Below are 11,428 nucleotides of genomic sequence, written 5' to 3'. Positions count from 1 at the left end.
AAATCCGTATCATATTTGTTAAAATATATTTTATGACTACTAATTTTTGCTAAAGAGACGCTCTTACACGGGTCAATATTAACAAAATTTTAGCATTTACACATGCTATTTAGAGAAAAATTGTTACATAAATAACAAGTTACCCTACTTTCACCCTAATAATTTCACTGTTAATTTTTGATGGTAAATTATTTTCTATTATTTTTGAAGAAAATATTCTACCATGCATGACAGGATAAGGGAAAAGATGAATATATTGGCAGATGCCGCGAAGTACGATGTTTCCTGTGCTTCAAGTGGTGGCAACCGTAAGAATGACAATAAAGGGATTGGCGATAGCAGCAATGGCATATGCCATACCTATACTGAGGATGGCCGATGTGTATCGCTGCTAAAAATATTATTAACAAATCATTGCATTTTTGATTGCGCGTTTTGTGTATCGCGAAAAAGCAACGATGTGAAGCGTGCGGCCTTTACGGTAGATGAAGTTGTGGCACTTACCATTAGTTTTTACCGCCGCAATTACATCGAAGGGCTTTTCCTTAGTTCGGGTATCTTTAAAAATGCCGACTATACTATGGAGCGTTTTGTGCGCATTGCTAAAAAATTACGCCTGGAAGAGCGCTTTAACGGATACATCCATCTCAAGACGATCCCCGGGGCCAGCCCGGAATTGCTTACAGAAGCAGGGCTATATGCGGACCGGATGAGCATCAACCTTGAGATGCCTACCGAGGCCGGCCTGAAACTATTGGCTCCAGATAAATCGCACGAAGATGTAAAGCGTCCGTTAGGCTTCATAAAAGATACCATTACCCAATTTAAGGACGAGAAAAAGACCGGGCTGATCAAGCATGTACCAAAATTCGTCCCGGCCGGGCAAAGTACCCAAATGGTGATCGGCGCTACGCCCGAAACTGACATGGAGATCATGTACAGCGCTGACCAGTACTACAAGAATTTCAGCCTTAAGCGGGTGTATTATTCCGGGTACATTCCTATAAGCTACGATGACCGGATGCCAATGATAGGCAGCCAGCCTCCCCTTCTCCGCGAGAACAGGCTGTACCAAACCGACTGGCTCATGCGGTTTTACGGGTTTGGGGTAAAAGAGCTGCTTAACCGGAAGAACCCGCACCTGGATACTGACATCGACCCCAAGCTCAGCTGGGCCCTTCGCAACCTGGAGCAATTCCCGATAGACATCAATACCGCCGATCACCGAATGATACTCCGAGTACCCGGCATAGGCGTAACGTCAGCACACAAGATCCTGCAGGCGCGTAAGTTCGGGAAATTACGAAGCGACCAACTGCAAAAAATAGGCATTGCCTATAGCCGTGCGAAGCATTTCATCCGTTGTGCCGACAGTCCCTATATTCTCAATGAACCGGATGCCCCACACCTTAAAAACCTTATCCTGGCAGAAAGTTCCAGCAAATACCTGAAGGTGCCGCAAAACCAGCTTAGCTTATTCTAACTTTCCAAGCCATGACCATATATATATTCGACGGCTCCTTTGAAGGGCTGCTGACATCGATATTCGAATTTTATGACCGCAAGCCCGGCCGGGTACACCTGGTGTGGCAAAAATACTATGTGCCCGGACTTATGCAGGATAGCCTGGACGTAATAACCGATGAAGCAAAGGCAAAACGTGTATGGGCAGGGCTGCAAAAAAAGCTTGTGCCGGAATGGCAGAAGAAATTCTATTGGGCTTACCTGTCCGAAGACCCAAAAACCTTCCAGGACCTCTTTGCCTTCGCCTGCTATATTTTTGACAATGCAACTGGCGCATACAATAATTTTGGGAATGCGCACGTCATGGCGATATCTAAAATGGAACGGGGCGTGAGCCGTGAGCGCCACCGCATGAAGGCATTCATACGTTTCCAGCAGACGGCTGATGGCATATATTACTGCCCCGTGGAACCCGATTTTAATGTATTGCCGCTCATCGTGAAATTTTTCCGCGACCGCTATGCCGACCAGCGTTGGATCATATATGACGTGAAAAGAAAGTACGGCATGTATTACGACCTGCATAACGTAGAGGAGATAACATACGAGTTCGTGGCTAATGTAGATACGCGCAAGGTGCAGCTTCCCGCTGCATTAGCAGATGAAAAGGAGGAACTGGCATCAATGCTTTGGAAGGACTACTTCAACAGTACTAACATACCGGCGCGCAAAAACATGAAGCTTCATATACAGCACGTTCCGAAACGGTACTGGAAATATTTGAATGAGAAGGAAGGGAAGAATTAATGCAATTGATAGGGTAATTGGCTTATAGCCGTGGGTTGCTATTAAGTGGTAAACTGTCAGAAGTAGAGGTCTTTAAGCCTATAATTGCTTTTATCATGGATTTTCGCCTTTCATTTGTGGTTTGACTTTGAGGGTTTGACTTTTTAAGATCAGTCCTTCTTTCCGCCAAGTTTCACTTTAACCTTGCCATCTTTATCATCTACCGCCTTCAGGTGAAGCACAATGCCGCGGTTACGGCGTTTTTCCAGTTCCTTTTTGTCGGTAATGCCTTCATCACGCTTGGGGTTGCGTAAGGGCACATCCACATAGATCGCTGTACCGTTCCCAAACGAATATACCCCCTCAATATCCATATTAATGACGCTTGAATTGATCTTCATGGGATGAATGGTTACCTTTTCGCCCTTAACATCAAATCTGCCGCCCAGATCAGAGAATTCGATATTATCGATATCACGGTTAGGGAAAGCCAGTTTGCCAACGCTGCGTAACGGTTCAAAATCGAGCAGCCTTCCCTTTTTCAGGGCAAATGACATTGTGCCGTTCATTGACTTTGGCACAATAGCCCCCGCATCGGTCATGCTACCACTTATGTTGGCTTTGGACGAGATAAAGCCCTTTAGGTTCTTGGAGCCAAGTGTTTCCATCCCGAAATTATTAAAGGCATAAAAAAACTTGTTGATATCGACGTTGCTTATTACGGCATCGAGGTTGTAACGGTTTACTTTCCCGCTCTGGGCTAAAAAACCATTAATGACAAGGCTGCCCCCTGCATGCTTCAATCCAGCATTTTTTACCACTACTCCGGCATCGGTCAGCAGCAGGTCGGCTTTTGCATCCGAAGCGTAAAACTTATTATAGTACAACTTGTCCACACGCAGCTTCATGTCAACATTACTTTTATCAAACAGTATATCCAGATCCTCGGTAATGTTGCCCTTGCTTTTTTTTACTGTAGGCAGTTTTCGCTGCCTGCTCCCCAAGAACCCCATGAATTCGCCCAGGTGCAACTGCGGGCTGTGGATGTCCCAGGTAAGCACGATCTTCTGCGGGTCGGTATAATACAGGTTGAGGAAATTTTTGATGCTTCCCTCCATGTTCACGACACTTTTCCCACTTTTTAATATGATCTTACTGATGAACAGGTCATCCTTAGTGAAGTTCAATCCTACCGAGACCCCTTTAAAATCGAGCTTCCTCGGCACATAGCGCACATCGGCATCCTTTACCTCAACGAGGCCTTTTACATATGGTTTAGACAGTTTGAAATCCACTATATCGGCCCGGAAGTCCAGCTTCACATTAGCAGTGCCTTTGGAGAACTTCAGCAGGTCATCATCTATCAATGCCTTAAGCTTTTCAATTTGGAATTTCGAGGAGAAGTCGCCTACCGCAACAGGATTCTCAAGGTCGAGGATAAATACCTTATTCATAACAATGGGTATGCCCGAATAATCACCCTTGAAGTTATACAGCTTTATGGCCGAATTGGCATCGGTATAGCCTTTGCCCCCAATATGCTCATTTGTGAACACACCAAAGAAACTACAGTTCTCCACTACTCCGCCCGGTGTGTCGAGCGTATTATCTTTAACCTCAGCATTTACCCGGATCAGCGGGTCGCCCTTAACATTGAATCCGCCCACTATGTCGCATTTTACAGCGATAGGCTTCTTCATGTCAAACATCTGCAGCCTGCTTGTGATATTTGGCGAAAGAAGATCACCGGCATTTTTCCATAAAATACTATTGTTCTCGATGTTAATGGCAAAGTCGGCATCCGGGCTTGCAGTCTTTATGTTTGCCCCGATGTAAAACTCCTCCCCGCCTATATCCAACCTGTTCCTGTCTACAATAAGGATACCCGTTCCCTCATTAAAGCTGATGTCAAATTTTCCTTCAATGCGCTTGCCTTTTACAAAACTGCCTTTTCGTGTACTGAAGGCCATGCTGTTCGCGAGTGTATTCAGTCGAATGCCTGCCTCCCAGCCCTCGTCGGTATAATCAATGCTTCCGTCCAGCTCATCTACAGAAAAACTGTACAGCTTACCCATTTTTTGGTTATCGATAACAAAATTTACGTTGTCGAGGTCGAGTTTGCGCAATTCGGGGAAGCTGCCTCCTCCACCACCTTCCTTCGCATTTTTATTTTTTTTAAAGACCGAAGCATTGCTATATCCTGTTGTATCGGTAAAAAGGTTTACGGCAGCATTGGCTATGGCGATCTTTTTTATTTCGATGGTACCGCGCATCAGGGCCAGCGCATTAACAGATACATCAAGGCTACCTGCTTTAAGCAGCATTTTTCCGTGGTTGTGATAAAGGCTGTCCTTGAGCATCACATTTTCGAGCCGCAAGGCCACCCGCGGAAATCCCTGCAGGAATGTTGGCTCCATATCGCCAATTTCCAGCGATCCCGAAATGCCTTCATTCAATTCTTTGGTGACCGATGCCAGTACTTCCTCTTTGTGTGTATTAATATACCATGCCAGGGAAACGTAAGCCACGATCATGAAAAGAAAAATGACAAGTACTCCACGGAATACCCATCGGGCCCATCGCGGTATATTTAATGTGGTTGCAAATTTTTTAAAAGCGGTAATTCTTTCTTTCATATACATTTCCAGTTCCGTTTGTACGGAAAACTTTTAAAGTTACATATCGATGTGATGCACAACAGCCTAAACAATGTTAAAATTAAAGCCCGCATATTCAGCATACTATCAGGCGGGATAAAGGTCATTTGTATAGACAAAGTATAGACAAGGGGTATTTTTAGGCTGATCTTCCATCGACATAGCTTAAATTCGCCATCGCAACCAACATGCGCCCCCACCGCAATTACTAAAACACACCTACCAAAATGCCTGCTCTATTTACCATGCCACAACGCGTGCAGATCCTTCGGCGCGCATTTGAAATATTCCTCAAAAAAGGAAAAAAGATCAAGCTCCTTTACTTTAATCATGTACCTGATGCCGACAGTAGAGATACGCTCATCATCAGGTACAGATTTACTAATGCCATATATTATTCTGTAGACGGGAACACCACATTTGATACCCGCCATGTGTTGGTACGCCCCGACGGTACAAAACAGATAGGGCTGACGGTTTATGGCCTTTTCAGGAAAAGCCATTACAAGATCACTGTGGAGCCTAACAATATTTACATTTCCAAAGTATTGCAACCTACCTAAACCTTTCTATTTTTAACCATGAAAGGGTCGCTCGCGGGCGACCCTTTTTCATAACCCCACATGAATGATCAGGAAAACTACTTACCCATTTTTATATTACGTGGTAGTATTGCTCCAGTATCTATTTTAGAAAGACCTGCTTCTTCGGATGGTAAGTCTTTCACGTCCCGGGCGCTACTTATTGCTATGGTTTAGTATATTTGTATATGCCACGCGAAAACCTATACTTTATAGCGCTGTTGCCACACGAGGCCATATCGGACGAGATAACCGCGTTCCGGCAGGACCTTGCACAAAATTACAACAGCAGCCGCGCCCTGCGCAACATGCCCCACATTACCCTGAAAGCGCCCTTTAAGCTGGACGGCAGGGAACATGGGACACTGCTCAAGTGGTTTGAAGGCATCCGTCCCAATACAGGCGTTTTCAATGTGGAGTTGGAGGATTTTGGAAGTTTTGATAATAAGAACAACCCTGTTATTTATGTAAAGCCCCTGATGACCCCACAGCTCGAGGCGTTGCAGCTTTCGGTGATCAATGCCTTTGAGAATAATTATCCCGAGATCGGGATCCATTACGTCGAAAGGAAGTTCCACCCGCACATGACCATCGCCTACCGCGACCTTACGCCGGAACAGTATGAGCGCGCCATGGACGTGTACCAGCACAAAAAATACAATGCCACCTTCAGGGCCGACCGTTTTTTCCTGCTGAAGCACGATGGGGAGCAGTGGAATGTAATTAAGGAACATTTGCTGAGCTGACCGCTAAGATCAAATCCCCATAAAAACCTTATTTTTGCACCACAAATCACCGGAATGGCCAAAAAGAATACAGCACAATTAAGCCTGTTCGCAGAGACCGTATATGAGTACTTCATACTGTTGTCACCTTCTGATCCTATTAAGGAGGAAGTAGACCGTATGAAGGAGTTGCTGCACGGCATGATAGGGCTTGAGCCTTTTAACCGCAATTCCGTTGCACATGTATCTTTATTCAAAACCGAAGCTGTTGAGAATGGCCCTGTAGTTCGGCAGGTAAAAAAGATAGCCTCGGCTGTAGCGCCCTTTACCATAACCCTTGCCGGCCATGAGGTGCTGAAGCACGGTGGTGTTTCGCGCACGCTGTGCCTGAAAATTGAAGATCCAGAACCCATAAATAAGCTTGTCGCACTGCTTAACCCCGCCCCGCAAACTAAGCGCAGCTATCGCCAAACCAGTATACTGGACAAGCGTACACGAGCTAAAAAGATCATTCACCCACATATAACCATAGCGCGCAGCATTCCCACTGCCGACTTCGACAGGGTCGACGACCTATCCGCATTCGATATCTCAGGGGAATGGCTTTGCGACCGCATTACCATATTACGCAGAATAGCCGGGAGTACCGGGCATTTTTCACCTGTGAGTGAAGTGGTGTTGGGGGGTTAGGAAAAATTCCATCCTATATTGCACGGCAAACTTAAAAGCGTATTTTTATCCCACCAATGATCAAATCCAATGAAAATGAAACTCACCACCTTAACATGCCTTCTTCTTTTTGGCATATCTGGAACTGCGCAGTCCATTGCTGAAAACAAAACAGATGCTGTAACCGGAGGCCGTACTATAAGGACCAATAACAATAGTGGCGGTGAACTTAAACTGGGTGACAGCGTAGTAAATGATGGCGCGGTATTCTTCTCGGCAGGCTACCAGTCGGCAAAACCGGGCTCGAAATTAGTAGAGACTTATTTTATTGAACTGTATATCATCCACAACGACAACAGGCTTGGCTGCCTGAATACATATGACAGCCGAATTTTACTGCAATTGGAAGATGGCACAAAGATCGACTGTTTTCAGGTCTCAGAATCGGATTGTGACCCTGTAACCTTCCAGGCAGGGTTTGCCCTTATGCCAAGGAACGGGACGCCGGAGACGATGAAGGAGAATTTTGAAAAACTTCTGACCACCAATATTTCGGGATTGGTGATCGTCACATCAGAAAAGAAGATGGATTTCAAAATTAAGAAAAGCAGCAGGGACTATATGAAAAAACATTTTGCGCTGATTGACAAGACCGTAAAAAGCAGCACGAAATAATCCCTTAAAATAATTTGGATGCAATGAAAAATAGTAGTAATATTGCAACCTCAAAACCGGTCCTATAGCTCAGCTGGTTAGAGTCCCTGACTCATAATCAGGTTGTCCCTGGTTCGAGCCCAGGTGGGACCACTGGTTTTCCGAAAGCCTTCACAGCAATGTGGAGGCTTTTTTGTTTACCATAAACAAAAAACAGCGGTAATTCTCATTACCGCTGCTTCAGGAATTCCTTCCTAAACTAACCCAAGTAACACATATTTTAGTTATGGTTGTATGTCCAGTGTGTCGATTCGCCACTGTTCAGCGTACCGGTCTTGGTCATCACCACGTTATTATTATTCATAACCTTTATCGTAAAGTTGGAGGATGTACTGCCGCTTCCGCAATCGCCATAATAGTCTACCCAAAAAGTATATTGCCCGGAAGGGCCGTTCTCCCAAAACACATTTTCCTGGTCGCAGGCATCACCGCAGGCACAATCAACATCGTGTGTACCGCCCTGGGCTGTTGTATTGCTGTAGTTGATTATTGAGCCATTAGGGGTCTGTACATACAGATCAAGGTCTACATTGCCGCTGTTGCTAAACTGCAGGTTGAACCTCGGGTCGCCGTTTTGGCCGTCAAGTCCGCCACCTTCACATTCCTCGCCATCTTTCTCAAGGCATATTGGCGTAACAAATCCACCATCAGGAGTAGTAACAGTACCGCTGTCGGTAGTGCCATCCATCCAAACCACAGTGTACTCATATTCGGTATTTTCATCAAGTATGAACTGGATCACCGAACATTGTGTAAATGTTTCATACTGTCCATTGAGCATCAAAAGAGTAATATCGGTACAGTAGATCTGGGATTCTTTATTATCCAGGTTAAATCGTAGCTGATGGTGTCCAAAATAATAATTCGAGCAACGGCTTTCCTGCTGGTAGTAGCGATCCAGCCCGCTAAAGGTTACCCCGTTAATAGTGACCGAAGCCAGGCATACCTCATCATGTGTAAATGTTACCCCTGATTTCGTGAGGGCATCCCATCCGCCGTCGTTCATTACATTAGGGTTTTGCGCATTGCCACCAACAGTGACGGGCGAGCCATCGGCGTTGGTGCCACTCAGGTAAATTGTACGTGTATTCACGTCGATAGATCCTGTTATGCCTTCTACTCCTTCAAAGGCGCCGGTAACCTCACTGACAGTAATGTTATAACTATCGCCCGATCTTACCGAAGTGCCTTTCATACTCCCTATCAGCAGGTTGAGTTTTGTCTCACCATCCTCTTCAATGGTTACATAACCTTCTAACTGGGTTGTCTGCCCGTTCTTGTTAAGTGTCCCGGTAAAAATTCCTGAGAATTCATACGCGCTAAGCGGCTTGTTCGAACCTCCTCCGGATGAGTCGTCTTTGCTGCACGCCACAATTAAGAGCAGGCACATAAAGGCAATCGCCGATAATTTTTTTAAAGCTTTTGTTGGTTCCATTTATGGTAGTTGATGTTTATTAATTGATATTGAAGCAAATATAGTGGCGGAGAGTAGGCAAAAAAATACCTATTAGGGGGTATTTTCTTACCACTGTTTATGTGTGGGTTTTTAAGAATATTGAATATATTTGGGTATGAGAAAGATAGAACACATCGGGATAGCGGTAAAGGACCTGCAAACCTCTAACCTGCTTTTCGAAAAACTCTTTGGAGTACCGGCATATAAGGAAGAAGAAGTAGCCAGCGAAGGGGTAAAAACTTCCTTTTTTATGAACGGTCCCAATAAGATCGAACTGCTGGAAGCCACAACGCCCGAAAGCCCCATAGCCAAATTCCTTGAAAAAAAAGGCGAAGGCATACACCATATCGCTTTTGACGTGGAAGACATCGTGGCCGAGATCGAAAGATTGAAAGCTGAGGGCTTTACCGTACTGAATGAGATCCCAAAGCGTGGTGCCGACAATAAGCTGGTGGCTTTCCTCCATCCAAAAGGAACTAACGGGGTATTGGTGGAATTGTGCCAGGAGATGCGCAATGAATAAATGTAATGATCTAACGATGTAACAATTGGCATGTCAGGACAGTTATACTTTTACATTTATAATTGGCGTTGCAGGCACATTGTTACAGTTACACATTAATAAATTGCTACCTTTGCAGTATGGAAACAAACAGGCAAAAAAAGATAGGGGCGCTACTCCAAAATGATCTGGTAGATATATTGCAGGGTGAGGTGAGGAAAAATGGCATCTCCAACCTTATCATTTCCGTATCCAAAGTTGTGGTAACTACAGACTTGTCCATTGCCAAGGTATACCTGAGCGTATTCCCTTCGGAAAAGGGCGGCGAAATGCTCAATGCCATCAAGTCGAACGCGCCGCTCATCAAGCATGACCTTTCGCAGCGCGTAAAACTGCAGCTGCGCAAAGTGCCCAACCTTGTGTTTTACATAGATGACACGCTGGACCAGATCGAAAAGATAGACCGTGAACTTAGCGGCGAAAATAACCCGATCAAGAATCCTGAACTCTTAGAACGACGCAAGAGATCATAATTTGGGCTTCCCTTTTTACATAGCAAGGCGCTACACCATCAGCCGTAGCAAAAGCACTGCTGTAAATATCATTACCGCAATTGCCGCTGTGGGCATACTGGCCAGTACCGCCGCGCTGTTCATCATCATGTCGGCCTTTAGCGGGCTTCGCGATTTCAGCCTTTCGTTTACCGATGCTACCGATCCCGACCTGAAGCTGTCGCCGGCAAGCGGAAAAACGATGGTCCTGTCCCCTGGGCAGGAACAACAGCTCAAAAACCTTAAAGGCATTGCCGTATACAGCAAAGTCGCCGAAGAACGTGTACTTTTTTACTTCGACGGAAAAGAGCAGGTAGCTATACTTAAGGGCGTAGACAGCCTATTCCAAAAAGTAAGTACCATGCCCGAAAAGCTGGCAGGCGGGCAATGGCCCCTTACCGAAACTACACAGGCGGTAGCAGGTGCCGGCATTTTTAATAAATTATCGCTGGGGCTGTTCGACTATAACCGTGTGCTGGAAGTATATGTGCCAAAACCGGGCAAAGGCACCATTGACACACCTGAAGATGCTTTCAATAAAAGTGGCTTATCGGTAGTGGGCGTGTATAACATCAATGACGATATCGACAGCAAATACGTGTTCTGCAACCTTGACCTCGCACAGGAGCTACTGGCTTTTGAGCCCAACAGGATATCTTCATTAGAACTTAAAATGTCGGCAGGCGCCAATGAAACACAAGTGCGCCAACAGCTGGGAACGATCTTTCAAAATAAGGTGATCATCAAGAACAGGGCGCAGCTGAACGACTCGCTTTATAAAATGCTCAACGCCGAAAACCTGGTCACTTACCTTTTTTGTTCACTCGTAGTCGTGCTTACGCTTTTTTGCCTTGCAGGCGCCCTCATCATGCTGATACTCGACAAGAAAGAAAATATACGTACGCTGTACTGCCTTGGCACCGAAGTGAACGGCCTGCGCAAAATATTCCTCTACCAGGGCATATTCATTACCGCTTTGGGTACTTTTTCCGGGATGGCGATAGCAACAGTGCTTATTCTTGTACAGCAGCATTTCCAGCTTTTTATGATCACTGACCAAATGGCCTACCCGGTCGCCTTTCGCGTGGAAAATGTAGCGATAGTTTTGGCTACCATCTTCATCCTCGGCATTCTTGCCTCATTTATAGCGGCTGGCAGGGTAAACAAAAAACTTCTCGAAAATTCATAAAAAATTAGCATTTCTGTAAAAAGATCCATTTATATTTGTGCTTTACTTCAAAGCATATGATAGTATTTGCCTTTGTCCGTACCCGCTAAGCGGAAGACAATATCCACTTATCGCAAATATTCCAGGCATTCGTC

At 45.3% G+C, this 11,428-nt stretch carries 11 protein-coding genes and 1 tRNA gene; 10 read left to right on the top strand and 2 right to left on the bottom strand.

Annotated features, from left to right (window positions below):
• Positions 1–223 precede the first annotated feature (223 nt).
• Both ACT6R0_RS17290 and ACT6R0_RS17285 read left to right on the top strand, forming a co-directional pair.
• On the top strand, positions 224–1,483 hold the full coding sequence (locus tag ACT6R0_RS17290) for a putative DNA modification/repair radical SAM protein (protein WP_444655111.1): 1,260 nt from the start codon (positions 224–226) through the stop codon (positions 1,481–1,483).
• Positions 1,484–1,494: 11 nt separating this feature from the next.
• A complete protein-coding gene (locus tag ACT6R0_RS17285) occupies positions 1,495–2,271 on the top strand; it encodes a TIGR03915 family putative DNA repair protein (protein ID WP_444655110.1) in 777 nt (258 codons plus the stop codon).
• 149 nt (positions 2,272–2,420) lie between these two features.
• Here ACT6R0_RS17285 and ACT6R0_RS17280 read toward each other — a convergent pair whose 3' ends face one another.
• Positions 2,421–4,886, bottom strand: a complete 2,466-nt coding sequence (locus ACT6R0_RS17280; protein ID WP_444655109.1) for an AsmA family protein — start codon at positions 4,884–4,886, stop codon at positions 2,421–2,423.
• A 248-nt stretch (positions 4,887–5,134) separates the two neighbouring features.
• Here ACT6R0_RS17280 and ACT6R0_RS17275 point away from each other — a divergent pair, with 248 nt between their 5' ends.
• The 5 genes from ACT6R0_RS17275 to ACT6R0_RS17255 all read left to right on the top strand — a co-directional run bounded on the left by ACT6R0_RS17275 (position 5,135) and on the right by ACT6R0_RS17255 (position 7,689).
• Positions 5,135–5,470 carry a hypothetical protein gene (locus ACT6R0_RS17275; RefSeq protein ID WP_444655108.1) on the top strand — a complete coding sequence of 112 codons (336 nt, stop codon included), beginning with the start codon at positions 5,135–5,137 and terminating at the stop codon, positions 5,468–5,470.
• 206 nt (positions 5,471–5,676) lie between these two features.
• A complete protein-coding gene (locus tag ACT6R0_RS17270) occupies positions 5,677–6,234 on the top strand; it encodes a 2'-5' RNA ligase family protein (RefSeq protein ID WP_444655107.1) in 558 nt (185 codons plus the stop codon).
• A 54-nt stretch (positions 6,235–6,288) separates the two neighbouring features.
• On the top strand, positions 6,289–6,903 hold the full coding sequence (locus ACT6R0_RS17265) for a 2'-5' RNA ligase family protein (protein ID WP_444655106.1): 615 nt from the start codon (positions 6,289–6,291) through the stop codon (positions 6,901–6,903).
• 75 nt (positions 6,904–6,978) lie between these two features.
• Entirely contained in the window at positions 6,979–7,557 is a 579-nt protein-coding gene (locus ACT6R0_RS17260) for a hypothetical protein (protein WP_444655105.1), read from the top strand.
• A 58-nt stretch (positions 7,558–7,615) separates the two neighbouring features.
• A tRNA-Ile gene (locus ACT6R0_RS17255) sits at positions 7,616–7,689 on the top strand.
• Positions 7,690–7,816: 127 nt separating this feature from the next.
• On the opposite strand, the gene ACT6R0_RS17250 is transcribed toward ACT6R0_RS17255, so the two are convergent.
• Positions 7,817–9,031 (bottom strand): hypothetical protein, encoded by a 1,215-nt coding sequence (locus ACT6R0_RS17250; RefSeq protein ID WP_444655103.1) that lies wholly within the window; start codon positions 9,029–9,031, stop codon positions 7,817–7,819.
• 136 nt (positions 9,032–9,167) lie between these two features.
• Here ACT6R0_RS17250 and mce point away from each other — a divergent pair, with 136 nt between their 5' ends.
• The 3 genes from mce (at position 9,168) to ACT6R0_RS17235 (ending at position 11,294) form a co-directional block, all read left to right on the top strand.
• Positions 9,168–9,575: a methylmalonyl-CoA epimerase gene (gene mce / locus ACT6R0_RS17245; protein WP_444655102.1), complete on the top strand. Its 408-nt coding sequence runs from the start codon at positions 9,168–9,170 to the stop codon at positions 9,573–9,575.
• A gap of 119 nt (positions 9,576–9,694) precedes the next feature.
• Complete coding sequence (rbfA, locus tag ACT6R0_RS17240) at positions 9,695–10,087, top strand: 30S ribosome-binding factor RbfA (RefSeq protein WP_444655100.1); 393 nt, start codon at positions 9,695–9,697, stop codon at positions 10,085–10,087.
• A 1-nt stretch (position 10,088) separates the two neighbouring features.
• Positions 10,089–11,294 carry an ABC transporter permease gene (locus ACT6R0_RS17235; protein ID WP_444655099.1) on the top strand — a complete coding sequence of 402 codons (1,206 nt, stop codon included), beginning with the start codon at positions 10,089–10,091 and terminating at the stop codon, positions 11,292–11,294.
• Positions 11,295–11,428 lie beyond the last annotated feature (134 nt).

It is taken from the genome of Flavobacterium sp., from assembly GCF_052437795.1.
Taxonomy (GTDB): Bacteria; Bacteroidota; Bacteroidia; order Flavobacteriales; family Flavobacteriaceae; genus Flavobacterium.
Note: the sequence above shows the minus strand (reverse complement) of the source record. Positions and strands in the feature narration are given on the sequence as shown.

Bases quoted from the DNA above. Each gene is read 5' to 3' on its own strand.
- ACT6R0_RS17290 (WP_444655111.1), top strand. From the start codon at position 224: ATGCATGACAGGATAAGGGAAAAGATGAATATATTGGCAGATGCCGCG.
- ACT6R0_RS17285 (WP_444655110.1), top strand. From the start codon at position 1,495: ATGACCATATATATATTCGACGGCTCCTTTGAAGGGCTGCTGACATCG.
- ACT6R0_RS17280 (WP_444655109.1), bottom strand. From the start codon at position 4,886: ATGAAAGAAAGAATTACCGCTTTTAAAAAATTTGCAACCACATTAAAT.
- ACT6R0_RS17275 (WP_444655108.1), top strand. From the start codon at position 5,135: ATGCCTGCTCTATTTACCATGCCACAACGCGTGCAGATCCTTCGGCGC.
- ACT6R0_RS17270 (WP_444655107.1), top strand. From the start codon at position 5,677: ATGCCACGCGAAAACCTATACTTTATAGCGCTGTTGCCACACGAGGCC.
- ACT6R0_RS17265 (WP_444655106.1), top strand. From the start codon at position 6,289: ATGGCCAAAAAGAATACAGCACAATTAAGCCTGTTCGCAGAGACCGTA.
- ACT6R0_RS17260 (WP_444655105.1), top strand. From the start codon at position 6,979: ATGAAACTCACCACCTTAACATGCCTTCTTCTTTTTGGCATATCTGGA.
- ACT6R0_RS17250 (WP_444655103.1), bottom strand. From the start codon at position 9,031: ATGGAACCAACAAAAGCTTTAAAAAAATTATCGGCGATTGCCTTTATG.
- mce (WP_444655102.1), top strand. From the start codon at position 9,168: ATGAGAAAGATAGAACACATCGGGATAGCGGTAAAGGACCTGCAAACC.
- rbfA (WP_444655100.1), top strand. From the start codon at position 9,695: ATGGAAACAAACAGGCAAAAAAAGATAGGGGCGCTACTCCAAAATGAT.